Origin of the sequence: Actinoplanes sp. NPDC051859, assembly GCF_044452725.1 — a bacterium.
Taxonomy (GTDB): domain Bacteria; phylum Actinomycetota; class Actinomycetes; order Mycobacteriales; family Micromonosporaceae; genus Actinoplanes.
Genome location: NZ_JBITBX010000010.1, coordinates 266,182 through 282,069, shown reverse-complemented (window position 1 = coordinate 282,069; position 15,888 = coordinate 266,182). Strand labels below are relative to the sequence as shown.

The 15,888-nt window shown below is 70.1% G+C and carries 17 protein-coding genes; 14 read left to right on the top strand and 3 right to left on the bottom strand.

The window, feature by feature from the left end; translation table 11 throughout:
• Positions 1–76: 76 nt before the first annotated feature.
• Positions 77–1,945 (bottom strand): asparagine synthase (glutamine-hydrolyzing), encoded by a 1,869-nt coding sequence (gene asnB, locus ACIA1L_RS25250; protein WP_396075374.1) that lies wholly within the window; start codon positions 1,943–1,945, stop codon positions 77–79.
• Between the two features lie 831 nt (positions 1,946–2,776).
• On the opposite strand from asnB, the gene ACIA1L_RS25245 reads away from it, so the two are divergent.
• The 12 genes from ACIA1L_RS25245 to ACIA1L_RS25190 all read left to right on the top strand — a co-directional run bounded on the left by ACIA1L_RS25245 (position 2,777) and on the right by ACIA1L_RS25190 (position 11,582).
• Positions 2,777–4,624 carry a BTAD domain-containing putative transcriptional regulator gene (locus ACIA1L_RS25245; RefSeq protein WP_396075373.1) on the top strand — a complete coding sequence of 616 codons (1,848 nt, stop codon included), beginning with the start codon at positions 2,777–2,779 and terminating at the stop codon, positions 4,622–4,624.
• 190 nt (positions 4,625–4,814) lie between these two features.
• Positions 4,815–5,552 (top strand): SDR family NAD(P)-dependent oxidoreductase, encoded by a 738-nt coding sequence (locus ACIA1L_RS25240; protein WP_396075372.1) that lies wholly within the window; start codon positions 4,815–4,817, stop codon positions 5,550–5,552.
• Between the two features lie 33 nt (positions 5,553–5,585).
• Positions 5,586–5,921: a TcmI family type II polyketide cyclase gene (locus ACIA1L_RS25235; protein WP_396075371.1), complete on the top strand. Its 336-nt coding sequence runs from the start codon at positions 5,586–5,588 to the stop codon at positions 5,919–5,921.
• Complete coding sequence (locus ACIA1L_RS25230; protein WP_396075370.1) at positions 5,918–6,346, top strand: cupin domain-containing protein; 429 nt, start codon at positions 5,918–5,920, stop codon at positions 6,344–6,346. Before ACIA1L_RS25235 ends, ACIA1L_RS25230 begins: the two co-directional genes overlap by 4 nt.
• On the top strand, positions 6,343–7,596 hold the full coding sequence (locus ACIA1L_RS25225) for a beta-ketoacyl-[acyl-carrier-protein] synthase family protein (protein ID WP_396075369.1): 1,254 nt from the start codon (positions 6,343–6,345) through the stop codon (positions 7,594–7,596). Before ACIA1L_RS25230 ends, ACIA1L_RS25225 begins: the two co-directional genes overlap by 4 nt.
• 56 nt (positions 7,597–7,652) lie before the next feature.
• Positions 7,653–8,891 (top strand): ketosynthase chain-length factor, encoded by a 1,239-nt coding sequence (locus ACIA1L_RS25220; RefSeq protein WP_396075368.1) that lies wholly within the window; start codon positions 7,653–7,655, stop codon positions 8,889–8,891.
• 27 nt (positions 8,892–8,918) lie between these two features.
• Positions 8,919–9,182 carry an acyl carrier protein gene (locus tag ACIA1L_RS25215; protein WP_396075367.1) on the top strand — a complete coding sequence of 88 codons (264 nt, stop codon included), beginning with the start codon at positions 8,919–8,921 and terminating at the stop codon, positions 9,180–9,182.
• A gap of 1 nt (position 9,183) precedes the next feature.
• Entirely contained in the window at positions 9,184–9,642 is a 459-nt protein-coding gene (locus ACIA1L_RS25210; RefSeq protein ID WP_396075366.1) for an SRPBCC family protein, read from the top strand.
• 5 nt (positions 9,643–9,647) lie between these two features.
• Positions 9,648–10,118 (top strand): anthrone oxygenase family protein, encoded by a 471-nt coding sequence (locus ACIA1L_RS25205; RefSeq protein ID WP_396075365.1) that lies wholly within the window; start codon positions 9,648–9,650, stop codon positions 10,116–10,118.
• Between the two features lie 59 nt (positions 10,119–10,177).
• Positions 10,178–10,930, top strand: coding sequence for an SDR family NAD(P)-dependent oxidoreductase (locus tag ACIA1L_RS25200; RefSeq protein WP_396075364.1), 753 nt, complete (start codon positions 10,178–10,180; stop codon positions 10,928–10,930).
• Entirely contained in the window at positions 10,927–11,280 is a 354-nt protein-coding gene (locus tag ACIA1L_RS25195) for an antibiotic biosynthesis monooxygenase family protein (protein ID WP_396075363.1), read from the top strand. Before ACIA1L_RS25200 ends, ACIA1L_RS25195 begins: the two co-directional genes overlap by 4 nt.
• Positions 11,262–11,582, top strand: coding sequence for an antibiotic biosynthesis monooxygenase family protein (locus ACIA1L_RS25190; RefSeq protein WP_396075362.1), 321 nt, complete (start codon positions 11,262–11,264; stop codon positions 11,580–11,582). Before ACIA1L_RS25195 ends, ACIA1L_RS25190 begins: the two co-directional genes overlap by 19 nt.
• 91 nt (positions 11,583–11,673) lie before the next feature.
• Here the strand turns inward: ACIA1L_RS25190 and ACIA1L_RS25185 are convergent, their stop codons facing one another.
• A complete protein-coding gene (locus ACIA1L_RS25185; protein WP_396075361.1) occupies positions 11,674–11,946 on the bottom strand; it encodes a hypothetical protein in 273 nt (90 codons plus the stop codon).
• A gap of 116 nt (positions 11,947–12,062) precedes the next feature.
• Complete coding sequence (locus ACIA1L_RS25180) at positions 12,063–14,219, bottom strand: MMPL family transporter (protein WP_396075360.1); 2,157 nt, start codon at positions 14,217–14,219, stop codon at positions 12,063–12,065.
• A gap of 238 nt (positions 14,220–14,457) precedes the next feature.
• On the opposite strand from ACIA1L_RS25180, the gene ACIA1L_RS25175 reads away from it, so the two are divergent.
• On the top strand, positions 14,458–14,715 hold the full coding sequence (locus tag ACIA1L_RS25175) for an acyl carrier protein (protein ID WP_396075359.1): 258 nt from the start codon (positions 14,458–14,460) through the stop codon (positions 14,713–14,715).
• Positions 14,712–15,884, top strand: a complete 1,173-nt coding sequence (locus tag ACIA1L_RS25170; RefSeq protein WP_396075358.1) for an acyl-CoA dehydrogenase family protein — start codon at positions 14,712–14,714, stop codon at positions 15,882–15,884. The genes ACIA1L_RS25175 and ACIA1L_RS25170 overlap by 4 nt, the downstream gene beginning before the upstream one ends.
• Positions 15,885–15,888: the final 4 nt, after the last annotated feature.

Sequence of the window (15,888 nt, the reverse complement as noted above, 5' to 3'; positions counted from 1 at the left end):
CGATACTGTCCTTTCCTTACGAGCCGGCACCGCAGCGGTGCCGGCTCTGCGTTGTCAGGGGGATCGGCGGGCCTGGTCAGACGTCGACGCGGACGCGGTATCGGCGGAGCCAGGCGTCCAGCCCCAGCACCATTTCGACGTTGGCCCGGGCGACCCAGGCCCGCGGCCCGCTGTCGAGCACCGAGTGGTCGGCGCGCAGGGCTTCGATGGCCTTGGTGTCGACCAGCGCCGCGGCCGGTGACCCCGGGTCGGCGACGAGCGTGCCGAGCTGGTCGATCAGCCACTTGCCGTACGCCGGGTCCTGAGTCACCGGGTACGGGCTCTTGGGTCGGGTGCGCACCGACTCGGGCAGCAGATCGGCGACCGCCGCACGGAGCAGGCTCTTCTCCTGGCCGTCGAAGGATTTCTGCGCCCACGGAACGTTGTAGACATACTGGACGAGTTGGTCGTCGCAGAACGGCATGCGGACCTCGAGACCGGTGGACATGCCGATCGACTCGTCGTGCGACAGCAGGGTTTCCAGCCAGCGGGTCAGGTGCAGGTAGTTGATCCGCCGCATCTTGCGGTCGACGTCGCTCTCGCCGGCCAGGTGGTCGACCTGGGCGACGGAGGTTTCCCACGCCGCGGTGCAGTAGTCGTTGAGCTGGAGCTTGTCGAGCAGGTCGGGGTGCAGCAGGTCGCCGCCCATGCCGTGCTTGCCGCCGCCGTAATGCGCCATGGCGATCCATGGCATGGTCTGCGCGGCTGCGAGCTGCGGGTTGTGCACCCAGGAGAATCCGCCGAACACCGCGTCGGCGATCTCGCCCAGCAGGGCCGCCTGGACGTGCTTGCTGACCTCGCGGTCGAGCAGGTGCAGCGAGGTGTTCATGTTGCCGAGCGGGCTGGGCACGTCCTTGGCCACCAGCGTCGCTTCGCGAACGGCGGGGTCGAGGATGTCGGCGGTGTCCAGCACCACGTCGGTGTGCTCCGCGCCGACGTGCGCGACCATGTCCCGGACGAACGGGGCGTCCGGGGTGGCCCACACCTCGTCGGGCGTGAAGTTGTCGGCGTGTTCGGCGAACGTGACGGTGAAGGTCCGCAGCTTGCCGCCGCCGCGGCGCTGCAGGGCGTCGGCGGCGAGTGCGGTGACCGCGGACGAGTCGACACCGCCGGAGAGCATGATGCCCACCCCGTCGGCGTCGCCGAGCTGATCGGCGACGCTGGTCGACAGCAACTCCCGAACCGTGCCGATCGTGGTGTCGAGATCGTCGGTGTGCTCGGCCGTGGTCAGGCGCCAGTACTTCTCGCGACGGATACCGGCGCGGCTGAACCGCAGGATCTCGGCGGCCTCGACCTGGCGGACACCGGCGAAGATGCCGTGCCCGGCCGTCCCGGCGTACGTGAAGAGCTCGCGCATGCCGTCGAGGTCGACGGCGGCCTCCGTCTCGGGGTGCGCGAAGAGGGCTTTGCGCTCGGAGCCGAAGACCAGGCCGGTGTCGGTGCTCCAGTAATACAGTGGCTGGTTGCCGAACCGGTCGCGGACGAGGACCAGCTCGTCGCGGCGGCCGTCCCAGATCGCGACGGCGAACGCGCCGGTCAGTCGGACCACGGCGGCCGTGCCGTCCTCCTGATAGGCCGCGGCGATCAACTCGGCGGCGCCCGCGTTCTCCGGCACCCCGCGGCCTCGGGCGCGCAGCCAGCCGGCGAGCGCGCCGAGCCCCACCGGTGTGCCGGTGATGACGACAGCGACCGGCCCGTCCGGTGTGGACCGCACATGCGGTTGTCGTGCCGCGGGAGCAGCACCGATGGACAGTGCGCGGAAGCCGAGCCCGACATCGCGCCGGGCCCACACGTGCTGTCCGTCCGGCCCGCGGGTGGCTAGCGCGTCCGCCATCGCGGACAGCACCGCCGTTTCCTGCTCGAGATCACGGGCGGAGAAGTCCACCCAGCCCACCAAACCTGACATCGACTACACCCTCTCGGTGGTGGATACGGCTCGACCCGCACGCCGCGGGGCGAATTCATCGGCCCCAATGCTTGAGTGCGGCAGTCGAATCTCACTCGGCGACGCCTCGAGATAACCGAGGACTTCGCGGTTGTCTGCGCAACCGATTAATCGTCGGCGGGGCTGCAGAAAGAACCGGACGCGCATGATTCTGCAATATCGTGGACGTGCGGCACATCGGTCGCCGGACGTATCTTGGGTCAGGAGAATGCGTGCGCGGCACCGTGGCATACATCTGCAGATGTATGTGACCGCCGACACGTTTGTTTCCCGGGACTTCGACTCGGTCGCTGGGCTGTCATCCGGCGGTGGCACAAAACGGCGTATTTGCTGGCTAGCGGGGTGATCCTCCGCGGTGAGACGAGGCTTTCGCCCCTTTGACCCCTAGGGGTCGCCGGGTCGGTGCTGGCGTGCCGTTGCGGGATCCCGTACGGTCGGGAAATCGGCAGTATCAGAGCCCGCCGGAACGTTCATCGCCGGTTTGCGTGCCCGGTTCGAGGATGAATTAGCTGCTAGGGATTGCTGTGACGATCCGGTGTGCGGCGGCCGCAGCGAGCAAAGATCGGCTCTGCTCGAGAAGCCGTCATCCCCACTCCAGAGTGATTCGAGGGAAAATGGATCCGTGCGTTCCACGGTCTTCCCCGTAATTCACGGCATGGTGCTTGACATAGCCACCATGGGTTGGAGAGATGGGGGAACAATCCACGTGGAATTGCACCGAGCTTCCGAGCATGCAGTCCCGCAGCCGATCACGATCAGTGGCAACGAGCGCCGCGTAAGGGGGTGGACGTCGTGCAGGTGAATGTGCTTGGCGCCTTCCAGGTCGCCCGCGCCGGTCAGCCGCTGGTCCCGTCCGCACCGAAACTGCGGCAGGTCCTGGCCCTGCTGGCTATGAACGCCAACACGGTGGTGAGCACCGACCAGATCATCGAAGAGCTGTGGGAGGAGCGGCCGCCGTCGAGCGCCACCACCACCCTGCAGACGTACGTCTACCACCTGCGCAAGCTGTACCGACTGGGCCTCGGCGGCCCGGCCGACTCCGACGGCGACAGCACCCCGCCCACCCTGCACCGCTCATCCAACGGCTACATCCTCAGCCTCGAAGAAGGAGCCGTCGACTCCGCCGAGTTCCTGCGGCTGGCCGAACGGGCGCGGACCCAACTCGACGCAGGCTCGGTCGAGATCGCCGCCGACACCATCCGGGCGGCGCTGCAACTCTGGCGCGGGCCGGCGCTCGTCGACGTCACCACCGGCTCGCTGCTGCGGGCCAACACGGTGTGGCTCGAGGAGCAGCGCCGCGGGTTGACCCTGCAGCGCATCGACGCCGACCTGCGGCTGTGCCGGCACCACGACATCATCGGCGAACTGACCGGCATGGTGGCCCAGCGGCCGACCGACGAAAGCCTGCAAGCCCGCCTGATGCTGTCGCTCTACCGGGCCGGCCGGCGCTTCGACGCGCTGCGGGTCTACCAGAAGGCCCGCTCGACCCTGGCCGAGGAGCTCGGCCTGGAACCGATGCAGGAACTCCAGCGGGTGCACCAGGCCGTCCTGGTCGCTGACCCGACCATCGAGTCGCCGGTGCTCGGCGACGGCATGGACACCGTGCTCGCCGGCGGTGTCCGCCCAGCCGCGGTCGAGCAGCCCGACCTGCTCCCTCCGGACGTAATGCGGGTGGTCGGTCGTACGGCCGAGACGGCTCAGATCACTCAGGTCCTCGCTCGTCGGGAGCGCAGCGCCCCGCCGGCGGTCGTGGTGGTGGGTGCGCCCGGCGTGGGCAAATCCACGCTCTGCGTCCACCTGGCACACCGGCTGCGCGACGAATACCCCGACGGCCGGCTTTACGCCCGGTTGACCGACGACGCGGGTGCGCCGGTCGACGCCGCCGAAGCGCTGGGCGGATTCCTGCGCGCCGCAGGGTTCACGGGCTCCCGGCTGCCGGAGTCGCTGGCCGAACGGTCCAGCCTTTTCCGCAGCTGGTCCGCCGGGCGGCAGGTGCTGGTGGTCCTCGACGACGTGGTCGGGGCCGAGCAACTCCAGCACCTGCTGCCCACCGGACCCCGGTGTGCGACGCTCATCGCGGCCCGGCGCCGGTTCTCCCACCCGTCGGTTTCCTCGACGGTGAACCTGCGCCCGTTCGACTCCGGGGAAGCGCTGCAACTGCTCACCGCAGTTCTCGGCGAGCAGCGGGTGCGCCCGCAGCTGGCCGCCGTCCAGGAGCTCATCGACTTGTGTGAGGGCCTGCCGGCAGCGCTGCGGGAAGCGGTGTCCCAGCTGGAGCTCAAGCCGCACTGGCCGGTCCATCGCCAGGTGGAGCGGATCCGGTCGGCGGGCACCGGGTCGTCGGCGAGCGAGCCGGAACGCGGTGCGTCGCGCAGCGTACGGCTCACCTACCGGCTGCTGACCACCGACCTGCAAGCGGCGTTCCGGATGCTGGTCGGTTCCGAACAGGCGTTGCCGCTCAGCGATGTGGCGACGCTACTGGAGTCCGATGAGTACCGCACCGAGACCGTGGTGGAGGAGCTCGTGGAGTTCGGCCTGGTCGAGGTGGCGGCGAGCGACCGTGGTGACTTCCACTACCGCGTGCAGCGCCCATTCCGGCGGTTTGTGCCGGGTTCCTGCCCGGTGCTCGCCGCCAGCTGAGCTTTTCGCCGAGTCCGGGCCGCCTGAGTGGGCGGCCCGGTAGCCGGCTGCCGGTGGTCCGGCTACCTCTCGAGAAGGAGCCGCCGCGGCTCAACCCCGGTTCGAGTGGGCCGTGACTGACGATCGCCAGTATCGATATGTCGCCGCACCACAGCAGCGGCTTGGACATACGCAGACAGGAGGCGGGACAGTGGACCAGGGTCTGACCGGCAAGCGGGTCTTGATCACCGGCGGCAGCCGGGGGATCGGCCGCGCGACCGCGCTGGCGTTCGCCCGGGCCGGCGCCCGCGTCGTCGCCTGCCACCACCGACCGGGCAACGATGCCGACACCCTCGCAAGTGAGCTGAAGGCGCTCGGCGACGGCCACCTCGTCGTCGCCGCGGACGTGACGGACCGCGCGGACGTGGACCGGCTGCTGGGGATCTGCACCGAGCAGCTCGGCGGTCTTGACGTGCTCGTCAACAACGTCGGCGTCGACGGCCGGGTGCCCTTCGCCCAGCTGGACGACGCCGAGTGGGACCGGGTCTTCGACCACAACGTGACGGCCGCCTACCGGGTCATTCAGGCCGCCCTCGGCGTGCTGGTCGACGGCGCTTCGATCGTCAACGTCGGCGCTTCCGTGGCGCTGCGCGGACGACCCATGAGCGCGCACTACACGGCGGCCAAGGCGGCACTGCTCGGCTTGTCCCGCAGCCTCGCCAAGGAGCTCGGCTCGCGCGGCATCCGGGTCAACGTCGTGGCGCCCGGGGTGACCGCCGAGGACCCCGCGAAAGAGCTGCCGCCGCCGGTGGTCCAACACCTGCTCGCCGCCACCGCGCTCGGCCGGCTCGCCACGCCGGACGACGTGGCCGGGCCCATCCTCTTCCTCGCCGGAGACACCTCGCGCCAGGTCACCGGCGCGGAGCTCACCGTCGACGGCGGCATCTGATCCCGACGCACACACATCCCTAGGAGAGGCATCGTGCACCGCACCCTGATCGTCGCCCGGCTCAAGTCCGGCGACACCTCCGGCATCGCCGAGACCTTCGCCGAGTCCGACGCCACCGACCTGCCGCACATGGTCGGGGTGTCCCGGCGGACCCTGTTCTCCTTCCACGACCTCTACTTCCACCTGGTGGAGGCGGAGGAGGACATCACCAAGAACCTCTACCGGGCGCGCAGCCACCCGCTCTACTCCGACATCAACCAGCGGTTGACGGAGTTCGTGTGGCCGTACGACCCGCAGTGGAAAGAACCCAAGGACGCCATGGCCTCGCCGTTCTACGTGTGGACGGCCCAGGAAGGACGAGTGCAGTGACCGCCACCCAGCAGCTCAAAGTCCACATCTCGGAGGCTGCCGCGAACACCCGGCGCGGCGGTGACATCCGGGTGACGCTCAGCCCGAAGACCGTCGGTTGCACGTCCGGGTTCGGCGGCACCCTGCACCTCGGAGCGGGGGAGCACGTCACCGAGCACTACCACCCGTACTCGGAGGAGTTCCTGCACGTCGTCGCCGGCGAGCTGGAGATCACGCTGGACGACCGGCCGATTGCCCTCGGCGCGGGCGACTCCCTGTTGGTGCCGATCAACGCTCGGCACCGCCTGGTCAACGTCGGCGATACCGAGGCGCACGTGGTCTTCCACCTGTCGCCGCTCGCGCCGCGGCCCGAGCTGGGCCACGTCGACACCGAGCAGCCCACCGCGCCCGACCAGCCCAACCCGCAGGTCGGAGGGGCGCGGTGAAGCGTCGCGCCGTCGTCACGGGGATCGGTACGGTCGCACCGGGCGGCGTCGGCCGCGAAGCCTTCTGGGACCTGCTCAGCGCCGGTCGCACCGCCACCCGCCGGATCAGCATGTTCGACCCGTCGGCGTTCCGCTCGCAGATCGCCGCCGAGGTCGACTTCGACCCGCGCGCCGCCGGACTGTCTGCCCAGGATGTCCGTCGGATGGACCGGGCCGCCCAGTTCGCCGTGGTCAGCACCCGCGAGGCACTCGCCGACAGCGGCGTGAATCTCGCCGGGTTCGACCCTGGCCGGGTCGGTGTCAGCATCGGCAGTGCGGTCGGCTGCACGATGGGCCTCGAGCAGGAGTACGAGGTCCTGTCGAACGGCGGCCGCAACTGGCTCGTCGACCACTCCTACGGAGTCCCGCACCTCTACGGCTACATGGTGCCCAGCACGCTCGCCGCCGAGGTGGCGTACGAGGTGGCCGCCGAGGGCACGGTCGCGCTCATCTCGACCGGCTGCACGTCCGGGCTCGACGCGGTCGGGCACGGCATGCAGCTCATCGAGGAAGGTTCCGCCGACGTGGTCATCGCCGGCGCGACCGACGCACCGCTGTCTCCGATCACGTCGGCCTGCTTCGACGCGATCACCGCCACCTCGCCCAACAACGGCGATCCGGCACACGCGTCCCGTCCGTTCGACGCGAACCGGGACGGCTTCGTATTGGGGGAGGGCTGCGCGGTCCTGGTCCTCGAGGACGAGGAGGCGGCGATGCGGCGCGGGGCACACATCTACGCCCGGCTGTCTGGCTTCGGCGCGCGCAGCAACGCCTTCCACATGACCGGTCTCAAGCCTGACGGCCGGGAAATGGCCGAGGCGATTCGGGTCGCGCTGGACGGCTCCGAGCTCGATGCGTCCGATGTGGACTACATCAACGCGCACGGCTCGGGCACCAAGCAGAACGACCGGCACGAGACGGCCGCGTTCAAGCGGGCGCTCGGGCAGCGGGCGTACGAGGTGCCGGTCAGCTCGATCAAGAGCATGGTCGGGCACTCGCTGGGCGCCATTGGGGCGATCGAGGTCGCCGCCTGCGCCCTCGCCCTGGACCGGCAGGTCGTGCCGCCCACGGCGAACCTGCACCACCGCGACCCCGAGTGCGACCTGGACTACGTGCCGCTGGTGGCCCGCGAGCACCGGATGGACGCCGTCCTCAGCGTCGGCAGCGGATTCGGCGGCTTCCAGAGCGCCATGGTCCTGACCCGGCCGTGACCGGCGTCGAGTGGCGTTCGAGAGACGCCCGAGCCCCAGAAAGGAGAGTCGAACCCATGGAAACCTCCACTCCCGGCGCCGGGGCCGTCATCACCGGCATGGGCGTCATCGCCCCCACCGGCATCGGCGCCGAGGAACACTGGCAGGCCGTGCTCAACGGCAAGACCGGCATCGGCCCGATCACCCGGTTCGATGCGTCGGGCTACCCGACCCGCCTGGCCGGTGAGGTCGCCGACTTCACCGCCAAGGGCCGGGTGCCCGCCCGGCTCGTCCCGCAGACCGACCGCTGGACGCACCTCGCCCTCGCCGCTGCCGATGCGGCCGTCGCGGACTGCGGCGCCGACCTGAAAGAGCTGCCCGAGTACGAGATGGCGGTCGTGACTGCCAGCTCGTCCGGCGGCACCGAGTTCGGCCAGCACGAGATGGAGCGGCTCTACCAGAACGGGCCCTCCTGGGTGGGCGCCTACCAGTCGATCGCCTGGTTCTATGCGGCGACCACCGGGCAGGTCTCCATCCGGCACGGGATGCGGGGGCCGTGCGGGGTGGTCTGCACCGAGCAGGCCGGCGGCCTCGACGCTGTCGGCCAGGCCCGGCGGTTGTTGCGCCAGCAGAGCCGGCTCGTCGTCACCGGTGGCACGGACAGTGCCCTTTGCCCGTACGGCCTCGTCGCGCAAATCGCCAACGGGCATCTGTCCAGCGCGGTGGAGCCCGGCCGGGCCTACCTGCCATTCGATGTCGCGGCCGCCGGGTACGTGCCCGGCGAAGGTGGCGCGATCCTGGTCGCCGAACGGGCCGGGGCGGACACCGAGGGACGCGGCTACGGCCGGGTGCTCGGCTATGCCGCCGGCTTCGACCAGTCGGTGCGCACCGGCCGCCGACCGGTGCTGGCCGGCACGATCCGGCGGGCACTCAACGATGCTGCGTGCGTACCCGATGACATTGATGTTGTCTTTGCCGACGCCGCGGCGGACCCGGAGCTGGACCGGATCGAGGCCGAGGCGCTGGCCGAGGTCTTCGGCACGCACGCGGTGCCGGTCACGGCGCCCAAGACCCTGACCGGCCGACTGTACGGCGGCGGCGCCGCGCTCGATGTGGCTACCGCCCTGCTCGCGCTGCGCGACGGCGTCATTCCGCACACCGTCGGCACCGACCGGCTGCGCTCCGACTGCCCCATCGACCTCGTCCTCGACGCGCCGCGGGAACGCAGCCTGCGCACCGCGCTCGTCGTCGCCCGCGGCTACGGCGGCTTCACCTCGGCCATGGTCCTTGGCCGCGGCGACCGCCCCACGCTGTAACCCTTCCGACCGAAAGGAACCACCCGCATGTCCACGTTCGACGCCATCGAACTTCGCGAGATCATGGCCGCCAGCGTCGGCGTCGAGGACGACGTCCACTTCGACGGCGCCAACCTCGACGTCCCGTTCAGCGACCTGGGTTTCGACTCGCTCGCCCTGCTGGAACTGGCCGGCCAGCTGCAACGTCGTTACGGCGTGCAGATCCCCGACGAGGCGATCACCGAGGAGATGTCCAGCCCGCGCGCCGCCGTGGACTACGTCAACTCGCTGCTCGTCCCCGCGGCGGCCTGACATGTCTGGGCACACCGACAACGCCGTCGTCATCGACGCGCCCCTGGACCTCGTCTGGGAGATGACCAACGACATCAGCCGCTGGACCGAGCTGTTCAGCGAGTATTCGGCCGCCGAGGTGCTGCACCGCGACGGCGACACCTTCCGGTTCCGGCTCGCCCTGCACCCCGACGAGAACGGCAAGGTCTGGGACTGGGTGTCCGAACGTACGCTCGACAAGGCCTCCCGCACCGTCCGCGCGCAGCGGGTCCAGACCGGTGTCTTCAAGTACATGTCGCTGTTCTGGGAGTACACCGAGACGCCCGAGGGTGTGCGGATGCGCTGGGTCCAGGACTTCGAGATGAAGCCGATCGCGCCGATCGACGACGCCGCGATGACCGAGCGGCTCAACCGCAACACGGCCACCCAGATGAGCCTCATCAAGGACAAGGTCGAGGCGGCCGCCAAGGCCCGGGTCTGACGACCATGCCCGGCCTCTTCACCGTGTTGATGCCGCTGGTGCTGCTGACCAACGGCCTGGCAGCGGGGGTCCTGCTGGGCACCCAGCTCGGCGGATTCCCGCTGATGGCCGCGCTGCCGGTGGACCGCTACGTGCACGCCCACGCGTTCTTCTCCACCCGCTACGACCCGTTCATGCCGATCTGCCTGCTGACCACGACGGTCGGCGGCGTGGCCCTCGCGGTCGTGGCACCCACCCCGGGCGCGTGGGCGCTGCACCTGCTCGGGGCGGCCCTGGCCGGCGTGACCGTCTACATCTCCCTGACCCGCAACGTGCCCATCAACCGGTGGGTGCGCGACCTCGACCCCGACCGCCTGCCCGCCGGCATCGACTACGTCGAACGGCGCCGCACCTGGGGCCGCTGGAACTCGCTGCGCAGCTGGCTGACCGTGGCGGCGCTGGTGGTCAACTGCGCCGCCGTGGCGCTGGCCCTCTGAACCGCACTACTTCGTCGCCCCGGCGCGGCCCTCGATTCGTAACTACTTAGGAGATCCCGGTGAACCTCGAACTGAACGGCAAGAAGGCGCTGGTGACCGGCGGTGTGCGCGGCGTCGGCCGCGGCATCGTCCTGGCCCTGGCCCGCGCCGGTGTGGACGTCGTGACCTGCTACCGGCAGGACAGCGAATACGTCGCGTCGCTCGAACGTGAGCTCAAGGAGATCGGCGGCAACCACCTGCTGGTCCAGGCCGACATCGCCGAGCCCGCCCAGGTGACCGTCCTGCTCGACAAGATCCGCGACACGTACGGCAGCCTCGACCTGGTCGTGAACAACGCCGGCGCGATCAGCCACATCCCGTACGCCGAACTGCCCGAGCAGGAGTGGCGCCGGGTCATCGACACCAACCTGACCGCGCCGTACCTGATCATCCAGGGCGCCCTGCCGCTGCTGTCCGAGGGCGCCTCGGTGATCAGCATCGGCTCCAAGTCGTCCGAGGTCGGCATCCCGCTGCGCGCCCACTACACCGCCACCAAGGCGGCCCTGCGCGGCCTCACCCGCTCGCTCGCCAAGGAGTTCGGCGGCAAGGGCCTGCGCTTCAACGTCCTCGCCCTCGGCGTCATCGAGACCGAGGCGATGGACGCCATGCCGGCCGAGCAGGCCGCCATGATGCGCAAGCGCTACAGCGAGAAGACCGCCCTCGGCCGCCTGGGCACCCCCGACGAGGTCGCCGGAGCGGTCCTCTGGCTCGCCAGCGACCTCTCCCGCTACGTCACCGGCGCCACCATCCACATCGACGGAGGAATCTCGTGACCACCGACACCACCTTCCGCGTCATGCTCAAGATGCAGATCAAGCCCGGCATGGGCGAGGAATTCGAACAGACCTGGATCGCTGTCGGCGACTCGGTCACCTCCCACCCGGCCAACCTCGGCCAGTGGCTGTCCCGCAGCACCGACGAGGACGGCGTCTACTACATCGTCAGCGACTGGGTGGACGAGGCCCGGTTCCGCGAGTTCGAGACCAGCGACAAGCACCTCGAACACCGGCAGAAGCTGCACCCGTACCGGTCCGGTGGGGCGATGAGCACCATGGAGGTCGTCGCCTTCGTCGCGCCGTCCACCACGGTGAGCTCCCACGACGAATGGCTGGCGGCAGTCTGATGGGCGCCGAGCTGCGAGTCCTCGTCTACCACGCCACCGAGGACGCGGCCGGCATCCGCAAGGCCTACCACGACGTGAGCGGCGTCCTCGCCGACGTCCCCGGCATGCTCGGCAACGAACTGCTGCATTCGGTGCCGGACCCGACCGGGTTCGTCGTCGTCAGCCGCTGGGCCGACCTCGCCGCGTTCCGCGAGTGGGAACAGGGCCCGGCCCACCGGGCGAGCACCGCGCCACTACGGCCGTTTCGAGACACCCGTATGGCCATGCCGTTCGGCGTCTACGAGGTCGAAGCCTCGTACTAGTGAACAAGCACGACGAAAGAGCTCCGGACTGATCCGGAGCTCTTTCGTCGTGTCCGTGACGGCATCCTGGACGGCGGTGCGGACGCCAAGATCAGATCGTGATGTCCAGGGACGAGCCGACGGACGCGGTGACCGCACCGCCGGTGAGGGCCTGTTGCTGCTGGACCTGGGCGAGCTGCTGGGCCTGGTAGGCCTGCTGGGTCTGGTGCGCCGCCTGCCGAGACTCGGCGACGGCCCGCTGGTCGGCGGTGTCGGCCTTCTCGGCGGCCTTGCTGGACAGGTCCGCAGCTAGCTTCTGCTGATAGGTGACGAAGGTGGTCCGGGTTTCGCCGGATTCCGGGCCCACTGCGCTGACGGCGGTCATCGGTGCACTCCTCGGGCGGCAGCGGGGGGTTGCCCGGACTTGTCGGCCCGGGTGCGCGGCGGTTGCGCTGCTGCTGCCTGAAGCGAGTTTGCGCCCCGGCGGGGTTCGGTGTCGGATCAGGCCGGTTGCAGGTCGGGTGCGGGTTCCTGGTGCCGGGTGTCGGCTCGGCCCCAGACCCGCGGGCCGATGAGGTGCAGCGCCGCGGGCATGACGATGAGGCGAATGACGACGGCGTCGAGGACGACGGCGATGGCGAGGCTGAGGCCGAGCTGCTGGACGACGCTGACCTTGGCGATCAGGAACGAGGCGAAGACCGCGACCATGATCAGGGCAGCGCCGTTGACCAGGCCTGCGGTTTCCCGGAGACCTTCGGAGACCGCGCGGTGGTGGTCGCCGTGCAGCGCGTAGTGCTCGCGCATGCGGGAGATCATGATGACCATGTAGTCCATGCTCAGGCCGAACATGATGGCGAAGACCAGGGCGGGGGTGGTGCTGTCGATGCGCTGGTCGAGGCCGTCCTGACTGATCAGGGTGAGCAGCCCGAGACTGGCACCGACCACCAGCGCGTTGAGGCCCAGCGCCAGCAACGGCAGCAGCCAGGAGCGGAAGGCGCGGGCGAGCAGGACGACGGTGATGAGCACGACGGTGCCGAGCACCCACGGCAGCGTGTCGGTCAGCACCTCGTCGAAGTCCACACCGGTGGCGGTGGCGCCGGTGACCTGAACCGTGATGTCGCTGGACACCGCCTCGGGTAGGCGGTCGCGCAGCGCGTGGACGAGGTCGTGGGCGGCGTCCGAGTCAGGGTCCGCGGCCGGGATGGCGATGATGCGGGTGACGCGAGTGTTGCCGGTCGTGGTCCAGAGCTGACCGACGGCTTCCCGGGCTTCCACGGGTGGAGCGTCGGGGTCGATGGAGGCGGGGATGTCGGTGACCTCGGCAACGTGCGGCGCGGCACGGACCACCTCAGCGGCGGACCGCGCGGCGGCCAGCAGCTCGCCGGCAGGAGCAGCCGCGGGAGCGCTGAGGACGACCTGGACCGGGAAGAGGGTACGGAATTCGAGCGCCGCCTGCATCCGTTCGATGCCTTGCCGGGAGTCGGTGTCTGCGGGCAGGATCGTGGCGCTCGCCACCGGCGACTGGAGTCGGATGTCGGTGACCGGCCAGGCGAGCGCGCCGAAACCGACGATGAGGGCGACCAGCGTCAGGGCGAGCACCGCGGGGCGGCGGGGCGGCCGGACCGGGTTCGCGCTGTGCGCGGCGGTGCGGCGTTTGAGCGACAGCCAGTCGATGCGTTTGCCGAGCAGTTGTAGGGCGGCCGGCAGCAGGGTCAGCGACATGGACAGGGCCACCAGGGTGACGACGACGCCGGCGATTGCCATGCTGCTGAAGACCATGATGCGGGGGATGAACAGGGCCAACAACGCCACGACCACGGCCAGGCCGCTGAAGACGACGGCGTGTCCGGCCGTACGCATGGCGGTCCGCAGTGCCGGGGTGAAGGTGTCTCCTGCGGCTAGCTCGTCGCGGTAGCGCTTGATGATGAACAGCGAATAGTCGACGGCGACGGCGAGTCCGATGATGGACACCGCGTTGGTGAACAGGGTGGACAGGTCTGTCGCGTACGTGAGCAGGTAGCCGATCGCGGAGGCCACGACCAGCGCCACCCCGGCGAGGACGACGGGCAGCAGCATCGCCGTCACCGAGCGGAAGACGAGGAACAGCACGACGACGAGCAGCGGGAACGCGATGAGTTCCGCGGTGACGGCGTCCTCTTCGGCCTGCACGCTCAGGTCGTGGTCGAGCGCTTGCGCGCCGGTCACGTGGGTTTGCACGCCCGCGGCGGCGAAGGTGGCGGTCAGCCGTTCGCGCAGGCCGGGCACCTCGTGCTGGATCGCGGACTTGTCGGTGCGGAAGCCGAGCTGCAGGAACGTCGTGTGCTTGTCCGGCGACAGCCAGCCCGGGTTCTGCCGGTAGTCCTGCACCTGCACCACGTGCGGGGTCGCCTGAGCCACCGTGAACGCGCGGTCCACCGAGGTGGTGACGTCGCCGCCGGGGTGGGTGAGGACCACCTGCAGCGTGTCGGGCACTTCGGCGAAGGCGCGGTCCAGCGTGCGCTGGGCGGCGGCGGCTTCCCCGCGCGGGTTGTCGAACCCGCCTGCCTTGAGGGCGCCGGTCAGGGCGCCCATCAGCGGGATGCAGATCGCGACGAGCACGATCCAGATCGCGACAACGGTCTTCGGGCGGGCGATGGAGAACCGGACGAGGGGCTGCACGTGCGCTCCCGGGTCGGTCGGAGCGGCCTGGCGCGGCCAGGACGCCGGGTGGCAGGGGGTCGCGGCATGCTCGCACGCGCGAGCCGGAGCCCACTCGAATCTCACTCGATTTTCGCTGGAGTCCCGCTGGAGCGACTGTCGTGAACAGGCACCAACGGTTCTCGAGCGGCTCGCGACGCGGCTGCAAGCGGCCCAGCGAAGCATTCCCCGCGACCGAACCCCAGCAGGAGGTGATCCCATGTCCGGCGCTCCGCCCGCACAGGCGGTGATCGACGCGATCGTCGCCGTGAAACCGGCGCTCCGCCCCGGCGACGTGCATCCCGACGCGTCGCTCACCCGCGACCTCGGCCTCGACTCCCTCGACCTGGTCCAGCTCGCCGCGCGGATCACCGCCGCGTACCCGGACTTCGAGTTGCGGGCGTGGCTGACCGAGGCGATGGCGTCCGAGGTGGACAGCGTGCATTCGATGGCTCGCATGCTGGAGCCGGTCCCGTGACCGCCGTCGCGCCGCCGCGTACGGATGTCGTGGCTCTGGCTCGGGAACTGGCCCCCGCCTTCGCCGAGCGGGCCGCGGCGCACGACCGCGATGCGTCCTTCCCGCACGAGAACCTGGCCGAGCTCGTGTCGAGCGGCTACACGGCGATGACCGTCCCGACCGAGTACGGCGGACCCGCGGTCAGCCTGGCCGAGCTCTGCGCGGCTCAACAGGTGCTGGCCGGAGCCTGCGCCTCGACGGCCTTCGCGGTGAACATGCACGTCCACGGCCTGGCGATGATCGCCAAGGTGGGTGGGCCCGGCGCGGCATGGGCGCATCGCGCGGTCCTCGACGGCGCCGTCATCTCGGGCGGGTTCAGCGAGCCCGGCGTCGGCGGCAACTGGTGGCACCCCACCACGCGCGCCGACGAAGTCGACGGCGGGTTCGTCCTCAACGGGCGTAAGGGCTTCTTCACCGGCTTCCCGGGCGCCACTCACCTGTTCCTGTCCGCGGCCATCACCGACGACCGGGGGCTGCCCGAGCCGGTCGCGTTCCTGATCCCGAAGCCGGAGCGCGGCGTCCGGGTCACCGCCGAGTGGGATGCGGCGGGTATGCGTGCCACCGGCAGCCACTCGCTCGCCCTCGAGGACCTGTTCGTCGACGAACGCTGGGCGGTGGGGGAGCGGGGCGCCCTGCCGATGCTCTTCATGCTCGGCGTGCACTGGGCCTGGTGCAGCTTCGCCAGCTGCTTCGTCGGCATCGCCCGCGCGGCCCTGGACCACGTCGTGAGGACTCAGCAGAAGCGGGTCATCAGCGTCATCGGCAAGCCGAACGCGCACCTGCCCGGCATCCAGTTCCGGATCGCCGAGATGGCCGCGAAGGTGGCCGCCGCCGAGGCGCACCTGGACGCGGCGATCCACGCGGAGCACGAGGACGTGGACCCGCTTGCGCACTACATCGACATGAGCGTCATGAAGTCCAGTGTCACCAAGCTCGCCCACGAGGTGGTGACGCTCGGCATGCAGGTGCAGGGCGGTTCCGGCCTGTCGTCGGGCGATCCGCTGCAACGCATGTACCGCGACGTCGTCGCCGGTCTGCTCGTTCCGCCCGCCACGGACGTGGTCGGTGAATGGGCCGGCAAACAGGCGCTCGACGTGCCGATCTTCGCCGAACCCCGCTGGGAGGGGTGAGCAC

Excerpts from the sequence above, each read along its gene's own strand:
- asnB (WP_396075374.1), bottom strand. The coding sequence starts at position 1,945 with ATGTCAGGTTTGGTGGGCTGGGTGGACTTCTCCGCCCGTGATCTCGAG.
- ACIA1L_RS25210 (WP_396075366.1), top strand. The coding sequence starts at position 9,184 with ATGTCTGGGCACACCGACAACGCCGTCGTCATCGACGCGCCCCTGGAC.
- ACIA1L_RS25220 (WP_396075368.1), top strand. The coding sequence starts at position 7,653 with ATGGAAACCTCCACTCCCGGCGCCGGGGCCGTCATCACCGGCATGGGC.
- ACIA1L_RS25185 (WP_396075361.1), bottom strand. The coding sequence starts at position 11,946 with ATGACCGCCGTCAGCGCAGTGGGCCCGGAATCCGGCGAAACCCGGACC.
- ACIA1L_RS25205 (WP_396075365.1), top strand. The coding sequence starts at position 9,648 with ATGCCCGGCCTCTTCACCGTGTTGATGCCGCTGGTGCTGCTGACCAAC.
- ACIA1L_RS25175 (WP_396075359.1), top strand. The coding sequence starts at position 14,458 with ATGTCCGGCGCTCCGCCCGCACAGGCGGTGATCGACGCGATCGTCGCC.
- ACIA1L_RS25215 (WP_396075367.1), top strand. The coding sequence starts at position 8,919 with ATGTCCACGTTCGACGCCATCGAACTTCGCGAGATCATGGCCGCCAGC.
- ACIA1L_RS25190 (WP_396075362.1), top strand. The coding sequence starts at position 11,262 with ATGGCTGGCGGCAGTCTGATGGGCGCCGAGCTGCGAGTCCTCGTCTAC.